The following is a 16,550-nucleotide window of genomic DNA, read 5'->3' as shown; positions in this document are numbered from 1 at the left end:
GCTCCACGGGCTCCTGCTGCTGCGGCGCCGCCGCGGCCCCCTCGCCGGCCGGCGCCGGCTCCGCCGCGGCCGGCTCCGCGGGCGCGGCCTCGGCGTAGCGCTCCATCAGGACGCCCACCTTGGACTCGATCCGCGGCACCTCGCGCTCCTGCTCGCCGTCCACGGCCTGCTCGCTGCCGCCGGCGGCGGCGCGCGCCCCCGTCCCCTCCACGAGCCGCTGCAGGGCGTACCAGGGCGCCAGCAGCCGCTCCAGGTAGCGCTGCCGGTGCGCCAGCTGCCTGCGCAGGCGGTCGATCAGCGCCAGGGTCCACCCGCCGACCCACTCGGTCAGCGCCAGCCAGGAGAAGCCGGTGAGCAGGGTCACCCCGGCCAGGAGCAGCGCCAGGGCCATCAGCGAGGCGCCGCCGAAGCCCAGCAGGCCTGTCAGCCCGCCGGCGGCCGCCTCGCCGAGCAGCCCGCCGGCGGCCAGGGGGAGGCCCGCCGCCTCGACGTTCAGGCTCGTCAGCGCCGCCGCGGCGACCACGCCCAGGACCAGCCCGCCGAGGCGCACGGCCAGCAGGCCGGTATCGATCCGGGCCAGGCTGAAGGGGCCGCTGTCGAGCAGCTGGAAGGCCCGGTAGGCCGCCCACCCCAGCGACAGCGGCAGGAGGTAGGCGAGGTAGCCGAAGAGCCGGAGGGCGGCGTCGGCGAACCACGCCCCCGCCAGGCCGCCGAGGTTGCCGACGGGGGTGGCGCCGCCGCCGAGCTGGCCCCAGTCGGGGTCGCCCAGGCGGTAGCTCCACAGCGCCAGGAGCATGAAGGCGGCCACGCTGGCCAGGACCACCATGGCGGCCTCGCGCAGGCGGCGCTGCAGCCGGTGGCCGAGGACGGGCTCGTCGGGTCGTTCGGGGTCTTCGCTTGAGGCCACAGGGGAGTTCGCCAAGGTGCTTGGATAACTCTCTATTGTCAGCGACCGCCCGCGCACCGGCAAGGGTCCGGCGGCCGGCGGCAGCCCGGCCGGCCACCGGCTTTACTAATGGGCGCATCCGTTGGATCCTCAGGAGTAGACGGACCTTTCCGCCGAGTGACCCGAACCGGTATGCAACGGCTGCGCTGGCTGGACGAGAACCACCCGAACGAGCCCTTCCCCACCGTGGAAGAGGCCATGGACGAGCCCAACGGCCTGCTCGCCGTCGGGGGGGATCTCTCCCCGAGCCGGCTGATCCAGGCCTACCGCAGCGCCGTCTTCCCCTGGTACGCCGAGGGGCAGCCGATCCTCTGGTGGAGCCCGGACCCCCGCGGGGTCTTCCTGCGCGGCGATCTGCACGTCAGCCGCAGCCTGCGCCGCCGCCTGCGCCAGGCCCCCTACACGGTCACCCTCGACACCGCCTTCGAGGCCGTGGTCGCCGGCTGCGCCAGCCCGCGCCCGGACCAGGAGGGGACGTGGATCACCCGGGAGATGATGGCAGCCTACACCGAGCTCCACCACCGCGACCGCGCCCACTCGGTGGAGGTCTGGCTCGAGGAGGAGCTGGTCGGCGGGCTCTACGGGGTGGCCCTCAACGGCGCCTTCTTCGGCGAGTCGATGTTCAGCCGCATGGCGGACGCCTCCAAGCTCGCCCTGGCGTGGCTCTGCCCGCAGCTGTGGCGCTGGGGGTTCCACTTCCTCGACTGCCAGATGACCAACCCCCACCTGGAGCGCCTCGGCGCCCGGGAGATCCCGCGCACCGAGTACCTGCGGCGCCTGGAGGCCGCGCTCAGGGCCGAGCACCGGGGCTCGCCGTGGCGCCTCGAGCCGGACCTCGATCCCGTCGCCGAGAACCAGCAGCCCCGGGGCGGGCGTTGAGCGAGCAGGGCGCGCAGCAGCTCTGGCGCACGGCCCCCCACACCTGCGCCTACCTGCCCGAGCAGACGGCGCGGCTGGCGTTCATCCCGCCCTCGACCCCGCTCGACGGCCAGCGCTACGGCCTCCTCCTCGAGCAGGGCTTCCGGCGCAGCGGGCCCTTCGTCTACCGGCCGGCCTGCCCGGGCTGCAGCGCCTGCCGCTCGCTGCGCATCCCCGCTGCGCAGTTCCAGCCCCGGCGCCGCCACCGGCGCTGCCTGCGCGACAACGCCGAGCTCTACGTCGAGCCCCGCTCGCCGCAGATGACGCAGGAGCACTTCGCCCTCTACCGCGACTACCTCCACCGGCGCCACCCCGGCAGCAGCATGGGCAACCCGGGCTGGCGCGAGTCCCAGGGCTTCCTCGCCGCCGACTGGTGCCCGACGGTCTTCTACGAGCTGCGCACCGCCCCCGGCGGGCGGCTGCTGGCGGTGACGGTGGCCGACATCCTGCCGCGGGCGCTATCGGCGGTCTATACCTTCTTCGATCCCGACGAGCAGGCGCGCGGGCTCGGCACCCTGGCCATCCTCTGGCTGCTCCGCGAGGCCCGGCGCACGGGCCGCCCCCACGTCTACCTGGGCTACTGGATCGCCGAGGCGCAGGGCATGGCCTACAAGGCGCAGTACCGCCCCCACGAGCGCTACCGCGGCCCGGGCGCCGGATGGGAGCGCGTCGACTAGGCCGGCGAGGCCTTGCTGCAGCCCGGCGGGCCCGGTATAGTCCGGCGTTTTGCGGGCTCGCCTCGCTACGAGCGCTCGAGGCGGGCGGCGCGAGGGATTCCGTAAGCGACAGCGATCCGAGTCGAGAGGCGCATGGCGAAGGAAGACTCTATCCGAATGCAGGGGGTGGTGCTCGATACCCTGCCCAATACGATGTTCCGGGTCGAGCTCGAGAACGGCCACACCGTGACCGCCCACATCTCGGGCAAGATGCGCAAGCACTACATCCGCATCCTGACCGGCGACAAGGTCACCGTCGAGCTGACCCCCTACGATCTGAACAAGGGCCGGATCGTCTACCGCGAGCGCTGAGCGCAGCGCCGGCCGCTGCGCGCTCCGCATTGACGCACCACGCCCCGGCCCAGCCGCTGCCAAGGCGGCTGGGCCGGGGCGTGGTTGCCTGCGTTCAGGGGTAGCGCCTAGGCCCCTTCCGTATCCTGCTCGCGGACGTGGATGGTGAGCTCGCCGTCCTCGACGGTGACCTCCACCTCGCCGCCACCCGTGAGCTCGCCGAAGAGCAGCTGCTCGGCCAGCGGCTTCTTGATGTGCTGCTGGATGACGCGCGCCATGGGCCGGGCCCCCATCTGCGGGTCGTAGCCCTTCTCGCCGATCCAGCGCCGCGCATCGCCGTCGACCACCAGCGTGACGCGCTTCTCGGCCAGCTGCACGGAGAGCTGGCGGATGAACTTGTCCACCACCCGCTGCACGGTCTCCTGGTCCAGCGCCTGGAACTGCACCACCGCGTCGATGCGGTTGCGGAACTCCGGGGTGAAGGTCCGGCGGATCGCCTCCATGCTGTCCTGGGTCGTGGCCTCGGTGGTGAAGCCGATGGCGCGCTTGCTCATCTCCTCGGCCCCGGCGTTGGTGGTCATCACCAGGATGACGTTGCGGAAGTCCGCCTCGCGGCCGTTGTTGTCGGTGAGCGCGCCGTGGTCCATGACCTGCAGCAGCAGGTTGAAGACGTCCGGGTGCGCCTTCTCGATCTCATCGAGCAGGACCACCGAGTGGGGGTGCTTGATCACCTCCTCGGTGAGCAGCCCGCCCTGGTCGTAGCCGACGTAGCCCGGCGGCGCGCCGATGAGCCGCGAGACGGTGTGCCGCTCCATGTACTCCGACATGTCGAAGCGGATCAGCGGCACGCCGGTGAGCTCGGCGAGCTGCCGGGTGACCTCGGTCTTGCCGACGCCCGTCGGCCCGGCGAAGAGGAAGCTGCCCACCGGGCGGTCCGGCGTCCCCAGGCCCGCGCGGGACATCTTGATCGTCGAGGCGAGGCTCTCGATGGCCTCGTCCTGGCCGAAGATCAGCCCCTTGAGCTCGTCCTCGAGGTTCTCGAGGATCTTCATGTCCTGGTTGGAGACGCGCTTGGGCGGGATCCGGGCGATCTTCGCCACGATGGACTCGATATCCGGCACGCCCACCGTCTTGCGGCGCTTGGAGCGCGGGCGCAGGCGCAGGCGCGCGCCGGCCTCGTCGATGACGTCGATGGCCTTGTCCGGCAGCCGGCGGTCGTTGATGTACTTCGCCGACAGCTCCGCCGCCGACTGCAGCGCCGGCTCCGTGAAGCGCACGTTGTGGTGCTCCTCGAAGCGGCTCTTCAGCCCCTTGAGGATCTGCACGGTGTCCTCGACGGTCGGCTCGCTGACGTCGATCTTCTGGAAACGCCGCGCCAGGGCGCGATCCTTCTCGAAGATGCTGCGGTACTCCTGGTAGGTCGTCGAGCCGATGCAGCGCAGCTCGCCGGAGGCGAGCATGGGCTTGATCAGGTTCGAGGCGTCCATGACGCCGCCGGAGGCCGAGCCCGCGCCGATGATGGTGTGGATCTCGTCGATGAACAGGATCGAGCCCCGATCCTTCTTGAGCTGGTGGAGCAGCGCCTTGAGCCGCTTCTCGAAGTCGCCGCGGTACTTCGTCCCGGCCACCAGGGCGCCGAGGTCGAGCGCGTAGATGGTGCTCTCCTTGAGCACGTCCGGCACCTCGCCCTCGACGATGTGCTTGGCCAGCCCCTCGGCGATGGCGGTCTTGCCCACGCCGGCCTCGCCGACGAACAGCGGGTTGTTCTTGCGCCGCCGGCACAGGACCTGGACCGTGCGCTCGATCTCGTAGCGCCGGCCGATGAGCGGATCGATCTGCCCGGCGCGCGCGCGCTGGTTGAGGTTGGTGGCGTACTGCTCCAGGGGCGAGCCGTTCTGGGAGGGCTCGGCTGCGCCCTCCTCTTCCGCCGGACCGCTCTCCTCCTTGCCCATATCCTCCTCCCCCCCGACCGAGGAGATGCCGTGGGAGATGTAGTTGACCACGTCGAGCCGCGAGATGTTCTGCTTGTGCAGGAAGTAGACGGCCTGCGACTCCTGCTCGCTGAAGATCGCCACGAGGACGTTGGCGCCCGTGACCTCCCGCTTGCCGGAGGACTGCACGTGGAGGATGGCACGCTGCAGGACGCGCTGGAAGCCGAGCGTCGGCTGCGTCTCGCGGCTGTCGTTGGCCGGCAGCAGCGGCGTGGTCTCGGCGAGGAACGCCTGCAGGTCGCCGCGCAGCCGCTCGAGGTCCGCACCGCACGCCTTGAGCACCTGGGAGGCCGCAGGGTTGTCCGTGAGGGCGAGCAGCAGGTGCTCGACCGTCAGGAACTCGTGGCGCTTCTCCCGGGCGTCCTTGAAGGCCAGGTTGAGGGTAAACTCTAACTCTTTGCTCAGCATGCCTCACCACCTCGTCTGAGGGCTCGGCCGTCGGCCGGCTCCACAGTTGTTGGACTCGGCCGAAGACGTACGGTTCCTAGAGTGACTCAAGCCTCTTCCATCGTACACAGTAGCGGGTGCTCGTGCTCGCGTGCGTAGTCGTTGACCTGCGAGACCTTCGTCTCGGCGACGTCGCGGCTGTAGGTGCCGCAGACGCCCTTACCCTGAGTATGGACGTGCAGCATGATCTGTGTCGCCTGGTTGCGGTCCTTGTCGAAGAACCGCTGCAGCACCTCGACGACGAAGTCCATGGGGGTGTAGTCGTCGTTGAGCAGCACGACCTTGTAGAGCGGCGGCTGGCGCAGCTCCGGGCGCGCCGTCTCCACCTCCGGGCCCTGCGGCTCGCTCTTGTCCGGCTCTTCTCCTGCCATATTGGGCATTCTATATAGTGCTCGCGCCGGCGGCCAATGCAAGGGGGTGCCACAAAAAAGCCCGGGGCGGCGCTCAGGCCGCCCCGGGCTCGACCGGCTACCTCGCGGCGCGGCCTGCGCCTAGAACTGCTCTTCCTCGGTCGAGCCGGTCAGCGCGGTCACCGAGGAGGTCCCGCCCTGGATGACGTTGGTCACGGCGTCGAAGTAGCCGGCGCCGACCTCGCGCTGGTGGCGCGTGGCCGTGTAGCCGTACTGCTCGGCGGCGAACTCGGCCTGCTGGAGCTCCGAGTAGGCCTCCATCTGCCGCTCCTTGTAGCCCCGGGCGAGCTCGAACATCGAGTAGTTCAGGGCGTGGAAGCCGGCGAGCGTGATGAACTGGAACTTGTAGCCCAGCTCGCCGAGCTGGTCCTGGAAGCTGCGGATGGTCTTCTCGTCCAGGTTGCCGGCCCAGTTGAACGACGGCGAGCAGTTGTAGGCGAGCAGCTTGCCCGGGCTCTTCTCCTGGACCGCCTGGGCGAACTCGCGGGCGAAGCCGATATCCGGCTTGCCGGTCTCGCACCAGACCACGTCGGCGTAGGGGGCGTAGGCGACGCCGCGGCTGATCGCCTGCTCCAGGCCGGCCTTGGTCCGGTAGAAGCCCTCGACCGTGCGCTCGCCGGTGATGAAGGGCTTGTCGTTGTCGTCGACGTCCGAGGTCAGCAGGTCCGCGGCCTCGGCGTCGGTCCGGCCGACGATGAGCGTCGGCACGTCCATGACGTCGGCGGCCAGGCGCGCGGCGATGAGCTTCTGCACCGCCTCCTGGGTCGGCAGCAGGACCTTGCCGCCCATGTGGCCGCACTTCTTGACCGAGGCGAGCTGGTCCTCGAAGTGCACGCCGGCGGCCCCGGCGCGGATCATCCCCTTCATCAGCTCGAAGGCGTTGAGCACGCCGCCGAAGCCGGCCTCGGCGTCCGCGACGATGGGCTTCATGAAGTCGAAGGGCTCATTGCCCTCGGCGTGGTGGATCTCGTCGGCGCGCATCAGGGCGTTGTTGATGCGGTCGACGACGGCCGGCACCGAGTTGGCCGGGTAGAGGGACTGGTCCGGGTACATCGTCTGCCCGAGGTTGGCGTCGGCGGCCACCTGCCAGCCCGAGAGGTAGATGGCGTTGAGCCCCGCCTTGACCTGCTGCAGCGCCTGGTTGCCGGTCAGCGCCCCGAGGGCGTTGACGTACGGCATCTCGTGCATGGACTTCCAGAGCTTCTCCGCGCCCTGGCGAGCCAGGCTGTACTCCACCTCGACGGTACCGCGCAGGCGCACGACCTCATCGGCGCCGTAGGGGCGGTAGACCCCCTTCCAGCGCGGGTTCTCTGCCCAATCGCGCTCAATCGCCGCTTGATCTTTCAACATGTAGGTTGCCTCCCGTCCGGGTCGAGAGCGTGAGCGGACCCGGGTCAAATGGATTCCGAGCTGTGGCTACTGCAGCGTACGGCCGTCGAGCCGCCCTCGTGGGGCATCCCGGCCGCGGGGCGGGGTCCCCCAAGGCCGGGTCCCGCCGGCTTGTGCCCCGGCGCGGCGCCTCGGGGTCGAGGCTCGCACCGGACCAACGGGGATGTGATTTTATGGCGCAGCGCAGCATTTGGCAAGCCTTTGCAAACGATAGATCTTGCTGATAGATCAGCGTAGCGGAGCCGCACCCCGGCGCCCTCCGCAACGCCCGCAAGCCCGCCGATCATACCCACAAATTGACATACATCAAGTACCCAGTGTGGTAGCCTAGTGCGCCAATTGGCGCTACCCGAGAGTGTGGATCCCTGCAAGATGAGCCCCCCCGAGCGCACCGTCGTCGGCCTCTCCGGCGGAGTCGACTCCGCGGTGGCCGCGTTGCGCCTGCTGCGCGCCGGCCACGCGGTCGAGGGGCTGTTCATGAAGAACTGGGAGGACGACGACACCCTCAGCTACTGCGCCGCCGAGGCGGACCTCGCCTCCGCCGAGGCGGTGGCCGCGCACCTCGGCATCCGGCTGCACCGCGTCAACTTCGCCGCCGCGTACCGCGAGCGGGTCTTCGCCGCGGCGCTCGAGGAGCTGCGCGCCGGGCGCACCCCCAACCCCGATATCCTCTGCAACCGGTACGTCAAGTTCGACCTCTTCCTGCGCCACGCCCGCGAACAGCTCGGCGCCGACGCCGTCGCCACCGGCCACTACGCCCGGCTGGAGCGGGCGCCGGAGGGGCGTGCGCCGCGGCTGCTGCGCGGCCGCGACCCGGGCAAGGACCAGAGCTACTTCCTCGCCGCCGTCGCGCCCGAGGCCCTCGCCCGGGCCCGCTTCCCCCTCGGCGAGCTCACCAAGGACGCGGTGCGCCGCGAGGCGCTCGAGGCGGGGCTGCCGAACCACGGCCGCCCCGACAGCACCGGGATCTGCTTCATCGGCGAGCGCGACTTCGCCCAGTTCCTGCAGCGCTACATCGCCCCGAGCCCCGGGCCGATCCTCACCGAGGAGGGCCGCGAGCTCGGCCGGCACCAGGGGCTGGCCTTCTATACGCTCGGCCAGCGCCGGGGGCTCGGCATCGGCGGCGGCCACGGCGCGGCGGGGCCGTGGTACGTCGCCGCCAAGGACCACGAGCGCAACGCGCTGATCGTCGTGCCGGGCCACGACCACCCCAGCCTGCTCAGCGCCTGCGCGGCGACCGGCGCCTTCCACTGGCTCGCGCCGCCGCCGCCCGAGGGCGCCCGGCTGCACGCCCAGGTGCGCTACCGCCAGCGCCCCCAGCCGGGCCGCCTCGAGCACCGCAGCGGCGGGGGCGTCGCCTTCCGCTTCGACACGCCCCAGCGGGCTACGACGCCGGGGCAGTACCTCGTGCTCTACGACGGCGCGCACTGCCTCGGGGGCGGCGCCATCGCCGCGACGGCGCCCCCCGGGCGCAGCGGTGCCCCCGGCGCGGCAAGGAACAACGAGCAATCCGTGGAGGCCCTTTGAGCGCAGAGAAGAGCCACGACGAGCAAGCGCTAGCCCTCGCCGTCATCCTCCAGGCCGTCCAGGGCGTGCACGAGATCGCCCACCACGGCGGCACCGAGGCCGAGCTCTACCACCCCCTCGTCGAGGGGCTGCTCGGCGAGTACCAGGGCTCCGTCGCCGAGCTCTACGGCGGCGAGCGCCTCGGCCCGGGCCTGCGCCGGACCATCGAGCAGCTCGAGCAGCCGCGCGACGCGGAGACCACCCGCTACGTCGCGGCGATCCTCCACCTCGAGCGCCGGCTCATGAAGCGCGGCGAGCTGCTCGAGCGCGTCCGCCGCGGGCTCGAGGAGGCGCAGCGCCAGGCCGAGTACTTCGGCAGCGCCGCCCACACCAACGTCCTCCACCGCCTCGGCGACCTCTACAGCCAGAGCATCAGCGAGATGGGGCCGCGGCTGATGGTCCGCGGCGAGCAGCAGTACCTCGAGGACGAGCGCAACGCCGCGCTCATCCGCACGCTGCTGCTGTGCGCCATCCGCGGCGCCAGCCTCTGGCGGGACCAGGGCGGCGGGCGGCTGACCCTCCTGCTGCACCGGGGCCGGATCGCGGCGGCCGGCCGCGGGCTGCTCGACGCCCTCCCCGAGCAGGCGTAGCCCCTCGACGGCGCGGCTGCTGCCCTACGCTTACAGGAAACACCGCGGTATCGTATAAGCGCTCCTTATTCGAAGAACCGGAGGATCCATGACGGACAGCTTCAACGCGCGCACGACCCTCGAGGCTGCGGGCCAGACCTACGAGATCTTCAGCCTCGACGGCCCGCGCCGGCACTACGACGTCGACCGGCTGCCCTACTCGCTGAAGATCCTGCTCGAGAACCTGCTGCGCACCGAGGACGGCAGCAGCGTCACCCGCGAGCACATCGAGGCGGTGCTCAACTGGGACCCCAAGGCTGCGCCGAAGGACCAGATCGCCTTCACCCCGGCCCGGGTCGTGCTCCAGGACTTCACCGGCGTCCCCGCCGTGGTCGACCTCGCCGCCATGCGCAACGCCATGGAGCGGCTCGGCGGCTCGGCGGACCAGATCAACCCCCTCTCGCCGGTGGACCTGGTCATCGACCACTCCGTCATGGTCGACCACTTCGGCAACCGCCAGGCCCTGCAGCTCAACACCGAGATGGAGTTCAAGCGCAACCGCGAGCGCTACGAGTTCCTGCGCTGGGGCCAGACCGCCTTCTCGAACTTCCGCGTCGTGCCGCCGGGCACGGGCATCGTCCACCAGGTCAACCTCGAGTACCTCGGCCAGGTCGTCTTCCGCAACCAGCCCGAGGGCGGCACGCCGCAGGCCTACCCGGACACCCTCGTCGGGACCGACTCCCACACCACCATGATCAACGGGCTCGGCATCCTCGGCTGGGGTGTCGGCGGCATCGAGGCCGAGGCGGCCATGCTCGGCCAGCCCATCAGCATGCTCGTCCCCGAGGTCATCGGCTTCAAGCTCACCGGCGAGCTCCCCGAGGGGGCGACGGCCACGGACCTGGTGCTCACCGTCACCGAGATGCTCCGGCGCAAGGGCGTGGTCGGCAAGTTCGTCGAGTTCTACGGCGACGGCCTCGACTGCCTGCCCCTGGCCGACCGCGCCACCATCGCCAACATGGCCCCGGAGTACGGCGCCACCTGCGGTATCTTCCCCATCGACCGCGAGACGCTCAACTACATGGAGCTCACCGGCCGCGACAGCGACCTCATCGAGCTCACCGAGCGGTACGCCAAGGCGCAGGGGCTGTGGCGGGAGACCGGCACCCGCGAGGCGGAGTACTCCGACACCCTGACGCTCGACCTCGCCACGGTGGTGCCGAGCCTCGCCGGGCCGAAGCGCCCGCAGGACCGCATCGCCCTGACCGACGCCAAGGCCAGCTTCCTCAACACCCTCGACGAGTACCTCCCCGCCCACCAGGGCGTGCCCGCGAGCGCCGAGGAGGAGAGCTTCGAGGGCGAGGGCGGCCACTGCGCCCCCGGCGTCGACAACGCCCACGAGACCGGCGCCGTCGAGATCGAGCTCAACGGCCGCAAGGAGTGGCTCAAGCACGGCGCGGTGGTCATCGCCGCGATCACCTCGTGCACCAACACCTCCAACCCGGCCGTGCTCATCGCCGCCGGGCTGCTGGCCAAGCGGGCCCGCGAGCGCGGCCTGATGCCCAAGCCCTGGGTCAAGACCAGCCTCGCCCCCGGCTCCCAGGTCGTCCCCGCCTACCTGGAGAAGGCCGGGCTGCTCGAGGACCTCGACGCCCTCGGCTTCTCGCTGGTCGGCTTCGGCTGCACCACCTGCATCGGCAACTCCGGGCCGCTGCCGGAGGCCGTCTCCGAGGGCATCCGCGAGGGCGACCTGTGCGTCGCCGGCGTCCTCTCGGGCAACCGCAACTTCGAGGGGCGCATCCACCCGGACGTGCGCGCCAACTACCTCGCCTCGCCGCCGCTGGTGGTCGCCTACGCCCTCGCCGGCAGCATGGCCGTCGACCTCTACCGCGAGCCCCTCGGCACCGACAGCGACGGCAACGCCGTCTACCTCAAGGACCTGTGGCCGAGCCAGCGCGAGGTCGCCGAGCTCATCGGCGGCTCCGTCTCGGCGCAGATGTACCGCGAGCGCTACGCCGACGTCTTCGAGGGCAACGAGATGTGGCGCGCCCTCGACGTCCCCGAGGGCGAGCTCTACGACTGGCGGCCCTCGACCTACGTCAAGCACCCGCCCTACTTCGAGGGCATGACGAAGGAGCCGGAGCCGCTGCAGGACATCCGCGGGGCCCGCTGCCTGGTCTACGTCGGCGACTCCATCACCACCGACCATATCTCGCCGGCGGGGGCCATCCACCCCGACAGCCCGGCCGGGCAGTACCTGCAGGCGCAGGGCGTGGCGCCGAGCGAGTTCAACTCCTACGGCTCGCGGCGCGGCAACCACGAGGTCATGATGCGCGGGACCTTCGCCAACGTCCGCCTGCGCAACAAGATGGCCCCGGGCACCGAGGGCGGCTGGACCACCTACGTCCCGGGCGGCGAGCAGATGACCATCTTCGACGCGGCGATGCGCTACCAGCAGGAGGAGACGCCGCTGGTGGTGCTCGCGGGCAAGGAGTACGGCACCGGCTCCTCCCGCGACTGGGCGGCCAAGGGGACCAAGCTGCTCGGCGTCAAGGCGGTCATCGCCGAGAGCTACGAGCGCATCCACCGCTCCAACCTGGTCGGCTTCGGCGTCCTGCCGCTGCAGTTCGCCCCCGGCGAGAGCGCCGCCTCCCTCGGCCTGAGCGGCGATGAGGCCTTCGACATCACGGGCGTGACGGCGGAGCCGGAGACCGTGCAGGTCACCGCGCGGCGCCCCGACGGCAGCGAGGTGGCGTTCGAGGCCCGGGTGCGCATCGACACCCCGGAGGAGTGGGCCTACTACCGCCACGGCGGCATCCTCCACTACGTCCTGCGCGAGCTCGCCGGCGGCTCCGCCTAGCGGACCAGGACGAGGCCCGCGTCGGCCGTACGAGGGCCGGAAGGGGGAAGCCCCCTTCCGGCCCTTTTTCTTTTTGGCCTTTTTGAGGCCGCACGGCAGCAGGGGATCTGCGTCCGGTCTCAAGGCATAAAAAAAGGGGCTTGCGCCCCTTAATTGATACCCCTTTATGCTTCTTTTAGGCCCCGGCAGGCCTCCCCGGCGCTAGCGCACGCGGAGAGGCCCCCGTGGACCCGATCAGGCCTGTTTTAGACCTGGCGCTGCGTCGTGGCCTCGGCCACGGTCTCAGCGCTAGCATCGGCAGCCGCAGCTGCGCCCTCGAGCCAGTTGAACCGCTCGGTGCTGAGCAGGATGAAGTGGATCAGCAGCGCCAGGACGCCGAGCCACACGCCAATGCCCGTCAGGACGCGACGCGGATCGTACAGCTTCCAGAGTCTCCACATGGTTCTTACTCCTTATGCAACAAACGGGGCGATCTGCTGGACAGCGGCGGCCACACTCTGGGCGCCCTCGACCACGGAGCCGTAGCCCTCGGGGGCGGGGATCCAGGGCCGCCAAGCCCAGGCCAGGATGTGCGCCACCACAGCCACCGCCACAAAGATCAGGAAGCTCTGCATGAAGATGCTGTGGAACTCCTTAGCTTCCTCATCGCTAAGGTTTGTCAGTGACGTATTGTCAGCCATGAGCCTTTGTCCTCCGTTCAGCGTTTTTGCCGGTACCGCGCAACACCCCGCGCGGCAGGGGTCTACCCCACGCTAACGTGGGACCGCTTCGCCGGGCCCGCGGCCCGGTCTGGAGTCTCGAGCTCAGCTGCTTGCGCAGCCGCTACTCGGAACTCGATGCCTATCCCCGTGGCCATTACCGCTTGCATTTCGTGCAATGCCTGCCATCGAGTTCAATTGCAAGGTAACGCAAAAGGCAGAGCCTGTGTGGTGGCGTATAACCGCACCCCCTGGCCCGCGCCGCAAGGGATTCAGCCACCCCCTTGCAGTGCCGATATATCGGATATGATGCCGAAGATCGCCCCTGCTTCGCTAATCGCCGCCCTGCTCCTGTCGGCCCTGGGCGCAGCCCACGCCGCCGACGCGAGCCAGGTCTACCGCAACGACCCCCACCGGGCGCAGTGGCACGCCTTCGAGGGCCGCTCCGGCTGCCACCTCGTCCACGAGCTGCCCCAGGCGGGCGTGGCGCTGATCAGCTACCGCCACGCCGACGGCCGGCAGTACCTGAGCTTCTTCGCCCGCCGGCCGCCGCGCAAGGAGCTCGAGGGGACGCTCTACATCGCCCCGCCGCCCTGGGGAGGCGGGGGCCGGCAGCGCGTCGAGCCCCTGCGCGTCCACCCCAGCCCGCGGACCGTGCGCTTCAGCCGCCAGACCACCCAGCGGCTGCTCGAGGCGCTGCGCAACGGCCGGGAGCCGCAGATCCACTACACCCCGAGCTACAGCGACCGGCCGGTCACCATCGCCCTGACCCCCGCTGCCTTCCGCCCGGCCCACCGGCAGTACCTCGGGTGCATCGACCGCCAGGAGCGGGTCGACGCCGGGGTGGCGACCCGGGGCGCCATCATCCCCGGCCGCACCGGCGAGCCCCTCGCCGACGCCGGCGGCAGCGGGCCGACCTGGGAGGGCAACCTGCCGCGGCTGCCCCGCGGGCCGCAGACCGAGGTCTACTTCGCCACCGGCAGCGCGGCGCTGACGCGGGACGCCCTCGAGCGCATCCGCGAGTTCATCCGCCACCTCGAGGGCAACCCCCACTGGGGGGTGGTGCTCGCCACCGGCTACGCCGACGCCCGGGGCGAGCCCGAGATCAACCAGCGCCTCGCCCGCGCCCGCGCCCGGGCGGTCCGCGACGAGCTGATCCGCGGCGGGGTCCCCGAGGAGCGCATCGAGATCGAGGCGCGCCTCCACGAGGGGAGCGGGGCGGAGGCCGGCAGCGCCCTCGAGCTTGCCGAGCAGCGCCGGGTGGAGCTGCGCACGGCGCTCTGACTCAGAGCCCGAGGAACGGCAGCAGCGTCAGGGCGAGGACGGTCGCCGCGAGGGCGAGGTAGAGGAGCACGCGCACCGGGGCGCGCACCAGGCGCTGGGCGACGGTCTCGAGCTCGCCGCTGCGGCGCTGCGCCTCGTGCTCGGCCCGCACCCGCCGGCCGCGCTCCTCCTGGTAGCCCGCCAGGAGCCGCCGCGCCTCGGCGAGCTCGCCGGGATCGCGCAGCCAGATGCCGCCCTGGCTGATGCCCCAGCGGTTCGGCGGCGTCTCGTAGTAGTCGATGCGGTGCGCCTCGAGCAGGGCCCGTACCTCCTCGGCCTCGTCGTCCCCGACGCCCCGCAGGTTCATCAGCAGCCTGGCCATGGGCTCGATTCTGCGGCGCCGCCGCGCCCTTGGCAATGGCGCGCTCACCCGCCCTGGCGGGTGCCGGCCGCCGCGCTTGCGGGCGGCGGCAGGACCTGCGGCAGCTCGTTGAGCGTCGAGACGGTCACCGTCGGCTCGAGGCCCCACGGGTCGAAGACCGCATCGGGCAGGCGCCGGACCCAGGCGGCCCGCCAGCCGGCCGCGAGCGCGCCGATCACGTCGAAGGCGTTGCTCGAGACCAGCCAGGTCTGCTCCGCCGCGGCGCCGGTGCGCTCGAGGAAGAGCTGGTAGACCGCCGGGCTGGGCTTGAAGGCGGCCGCCTCCTCGACGCTGACGATGTCGCGGACGTAGGGGCGCAGGCCGCTGTCGCCGAGGAGCTTGCTCACCGCCTCGCGGCTGCCGTTGGAGAAGGCGTAGCTGCAGTAGCCGGCCTCGTGCAGGGCCGCAAGGCCCGGCTCGGCGTCGGACATCGCCGGCAGGCGCTGGTACGCCGCCAGGAGATCGCCGCGCTCGCCCGCGCCGAGGGTGACCCCGAACGCCTGCGCCGTGTAGGTCAGCGCCTGGTCGACGCACACCGAGAAGTCGGCGTAGCAGCCCATGACCGTGCGCCGGAAGGCGTACTCGAGCTGCTTGTCCCGCCAGGCGCGGGCGAAGGCCAGCGCCCGGCTGCCGAGGCGCGGGCGCAGCGCCTCGACGACGCCGTGGGTGTCGATCAGGGTGCCGTAGACGTCGAACGCTAGTGTGAGGGCCATCGCCGTAGTCTACCTCCTCGCCCGCGCCGCGTGCGCCCCAAGGCTGTTACAATCGGCCGCACTATGGAATGGATCGATATCGGCGCCAACCTGACCCACGACACCTTCCGCAAGGACCTCGGGGCCGTGCTCGAGCGGGCCGAGGCGGCGGGGGTGACGCAGCTGTTCGTCACCGGCATCGACGAGCAGGAGTCGGCCCGCGCCCAGGCGCTCGCCGCCGAGCACCCGGGCCGGCTCTACGCCACCGCCGGCTTCCACCCGCACATGGCCAAGGAGTTCTCCGCCGACGCGGAGTCCGTCCTCCGCGAGCTGGCGGCGCGGCCCGAGGTGGTCGCCATCGGCGAGACCGGGCTCGACTTCTACCGCAACCACTCCAGCCCCCGCGAGCAGCAGCACGCCTTCGAGCGCCACCTCGAGCTCGCCGCCGAGCTGCAGATGCCGATCTTCCTCCACCAGCGCGACGCCCACCAGCGCTTCAGCGAGATGATCCGCGCCTACCGCGACGAGCTCGCCGGCGGCGTGGCCCACTGCTTCACCGAGGGCCCGGAGGCGGCCCGCGAGTACCTCGAGCTCGGGCTGCACATCGGCGTCACCGGCTGGCTCTGCGACGAGCGCCGCGGCGAGGCCCTGCGCCGGGCGGTGGCCGAGATCCCCCCGGAGCGGCTGATGGTCGAGACCGACTGCCCCTACCTCCTGCCCCGCGACGTCGACCCGCAGGCCTTCGGGCTGCCGGTCAAGAACCGCCGCAACGAGCCGTGCCTGCTGCCGCACATCGGCCGCGCCGTGGCCCGCCACACCGGGCGCGACGTCGAGGAGCTCGCGGCCACCTCCACCGCGGTGGCGCGCCGCTTCTTCGGCGTCGAGGCCCGCTCCACCGCCCTCGAGGAGTAGCCCGGGCCCGGCGGCGGGGCCCTCAGCCGCCCCGCAGCGGCGCCCGCACCGGGGCCTCGACGCGCTTGCGGCTGCCGTCGGCGAAGCGCAGCACCACGGAGATGGCCTCCCCCTGGCTCAGCGGCCGCCGCAGGTCGATGAGCCGCAGCTGCGGCCCGCCGGGGCGCAGCTCGACCCGCTCCCCGGCCGGGAGGTAGAGCCCCTGCAGCGGACGGGCGTGGCGGACGCCGGTGCCGGCGCGGAAGGTCGTATGGAGGATCACCTCCTCGGCGGCACTGGTGTAGACGGCGACGAGCCGGTGCCCCTGCCCGGCGCTGTTCGCCAGCGCCGCCTCGCCGCTGACCGTCCCCTGCCCCGGCGCGCTCGCCGCGACCCAGATCCGCTCGACCGAGACGGCCTCCGCGGCCGCCCCCCTCCGCCCCGCCGAGCCGCCGGCTCCGCCGGCGCTGCGGCCCGGGGCC

The 16,550-nt window shown here is 71.5% G+C and carries 17 protein-coding genes; 8 read left to right on the top strand and 9 right to left on the bottom strand.

What is annotated here, in order from left to right; all coding sequences use genetic code 11:
* Nucleotides 1–907: DNA translocase FtsK 4TM domain-containing protein (locus CKO13_RS05175; protein WP_338034587.1), on the bottom strand; the 907-nt coding region annotated here is incomplete at its 3' end.
* Nucleotides 908–1,078: 171 nt separating this feature from the next.
* Between CKO13_RS05175 and aat the strand changes: the two genes are divergently transcribed.
* From aat to infA, 3 genes are all read left to right on the top strand, one after another.
* Complete coding sequence (gene aat / locus CKO13_RS05170; RefSeq protein ID WP_200257531.1) at nt 1,079–1,825, top strand: leucyl/phenylalanyl-tRNA--protein transferase; 747 nt, start codon at nt 1,079–1,081, stop codon at nt 1,823–1,825.
* Nucleotides 1,822–2,541, top strand: coding sequence for an arginyltransferase (locus CKO13_RS05165; protein ID WP_200257529.1), 720 nt, complete (start codon nt 1,822–1,824; stop codon nt 2,539–2,541). Before aat ends, CKO13_RS05165 begins: the two co-directional genes overlap by 4 nt.
* Nucleotides 2,542–2,673: 132 nt before the next feature.
* Nucleotides 2,674–2,892: a translation initiation factor IF-1 gene (infA, locus tag CKO13_RS05160; RefSeq protein WP_200257527.1), complete on the top strand. Its 219-nt coding sequence runs from the start codon at nt 2,674–2,676 to the stop codon at nt 2,890–2,892.
* A gap of 107 nt (nt 2,893–2,999) precedes the next feature.
* Here the strand turns inward: infA and clpA are convergent, their stop codons facing one another.
* The 3 genes from clpA to aceA form a co-directional block, all read right to left on the bottom strand.
* Nucleotides 3,000–5,270 carry an ATP-dependent Clp protease ATP-binding subunit ClpA gene (clpA, locus tag CKO13_RS05155; RefSeq protein WP_200257525.1) on the bottom strand — a complete coding sequence of 757 codons (2,271 nt, stop codon included), beginning with the start codon at nt 5,268–5,270 and terminating at the stop codon, nt 3,000–3,002.
* An 86-nt stretch (nt 5,271–5,356) separates the two neighbouring features.
* Nucleotides 5,357–5,680 carry an ATP-dependent Clp protease adapter ClpS gene (clpS, locus tag CKO13_RS05150; RefSeq protein WP_200257523.1) on the bottom strand — a complete coding sequence of 108 codons (324 nt, stop codon included), beginning with the start codon at nt 5,678–5,680 and terminating at the stop codon, nt 5,357–5,359.
* 120 nt (nt 5,681–5,800) lie between these two features.
* Nucleotides 5,801–7,069: an isocitrate lyase gene (gene aceA, locus CKO13_RS05145; protein ID WP_200257522.1), complete on the bottom strand. Its 1,269-nt coding sequence runs from the start codon at nt 7,067–7,069 to the stop codon at nt 5,801–5,803.
* A 411-nt stretch (nt 7,070–7,480) separates the two neighbouring features.
* Between aceA and mnmA the strand changes: the two genes are divergently transcribed.
* From mnmA to acnA, 3 genes are all read left to right on the top strand, one after another.
* On the top strand, nt 7,481–8,635 hold the full coding sequence (mnmA, locus tag CKO13_RS05140; protein ID WP_200257520.1) for a tRNA 2-thiouridine(34) synthase MnmA: 1,155 nt from the start codon (nt 7,481–7,483) through the stop codon (nt 8,633–8,635).
* Nucleotides 8,632–9,264 carry a high frequency lysogenization protein HflD gene (hflD, locus tag CKO13_RS05135; protein WP_200257518.1) on the top strand — a complete coding sequence of 211 codons (633 nt, stop codon included), beginning with the start codon at nt 8,632–8,634 and terminating at the stop codon, nt 9,262–9,264. Before mnmA ends, hflD begins: the two co-directional genes overlap by 4 nt.
* A gap of 88 nt (nt 9,265–9,352) precedes the next feature.
* Nucleotides 9,353–12,103, top strand: a complete 2,751-nt coding sequence (acnA, locus tag CKO13_RS05130) for an aconitate hydratase AcnA (RefSeq protein WP_200257516.1) — start codon at nt 9,353–9,355, stop codon at nt 12,101–12,103.
* A 245-nt stretch (nt 12,104–12,348) separates the two neighbouring features.
* Here acnA and pufA read toward each other — a convergent pair whose 3' ends face one another.
* Both pufA and pufB read right to left on the bottom strand, forming a co-directional pair.
* Nucleotides 12,349–12,543 carry a light-harvesting antenna LH1, alpha subunit gene (gene pufA, locus CKO13_RS05125; protein WP_200257514.1) on the bottom strand — a complete coding sequence of 65 codons (195 nt, stop codon included), beginning with the start codon at nt 12,541–12,543 and terminating at the stop codon, nt 12,349–12,351.
* 12 nt (nt 12,544–12,555) lie between these two features.
* Entirely contained in the window at nt 12,556–12,783 is a 228-nt protein-coding gene (gene pufB / locus CKO13_RS05120) for a light-harvesting antenna LH1, beta subunit (protein ID WP_200257512.1), read from the bottom strand.
* A gap of 324 nt (nt 12,784–13,107) precedes the next feature.
* Here pufB and CKO13_RS05115 point away from each other — a divergent pair, with 324 nt between their 5' ends.
* A complete protein-coding gene (locus CKO13_RS05115) occupies nt 13,108–14,085 on the top strand; it encodes an OmpA family protein (protein ID WP_207132092.1) in 978 nt (325 codons plus the stop codon).
* A 1-nt stretch (nt 14,086) separates the two neighbouring features.
* Here CKO13_RS05115 and CKO13_RS05110 read toward each other — a convergent pair whose 3' ends face one another.
* Nucleotides 14,087–14,446, bottom strand: a complete 360-nt coding sequence (locus tag CKO13_RS05110; protein WP_200257509.1) for a DUF6164 family protein — start codon at nt 14,444–14,446, stop codon at nt 14,087–14,089.
* Nucleotides 14,447–14,490: 44 nt separating this feature from the next.
* A complete protein-coding gene (locus tag CKO13_RS05105) occupies nt 14,491–15,198 on the bottom strand; it encodes a haloacid dehalogenase type II (protein ID WP_200257508.1) in 708 nt (235 codons plus the stop codon).
* 63 nt (nt 15,199–15,261) lie between these two features.
* Here CKO13_RS05105 and CKO13_RS05100 point away from each other — a divergent pair, with 63 nt between their 5' ends.
* The gene (locus tag CKO13_RS05100; protein ID WP_200257504.1) at nt 15,262–16,089 is read left to right on the top strand and encodes a TatD family hydrolase; all 828 of its coding nucleotides are present in this window, start codon (nt 15,262–15,264) and stop codon (nt 16,087–16,089) included.
* A gap of 22 nt (nt 16,090–16,111) precedes the next feature.
* Here CKO13_RS05100 and CKO13_RS05095 read toward each other — a convergent pair.
* Nucleotides 16,112–16,550 (bottom strand): copper chaperone PCu(A)C (locus CKO13_RS05095; protein ID WP_200257501.1); only part of this gene is annotated, 439 nt, incomplete at its 5' end.

Source organism: Halorhodospira neutriphila (genome assembly GCF_016584055.1).
GTDB classification, from domain to species: domain Bacteria; phylum Pseudomonadota; class Gammaproteobacteria; order Nitrococcales; family Halorhodospiraceae; genus Halorhodospira; species Halorhodospira neutriphila.
Note: the sequence above shows the minus strand (reverse complement) of the source record. Positions and strands in the feature narration are given on the sequence as shown.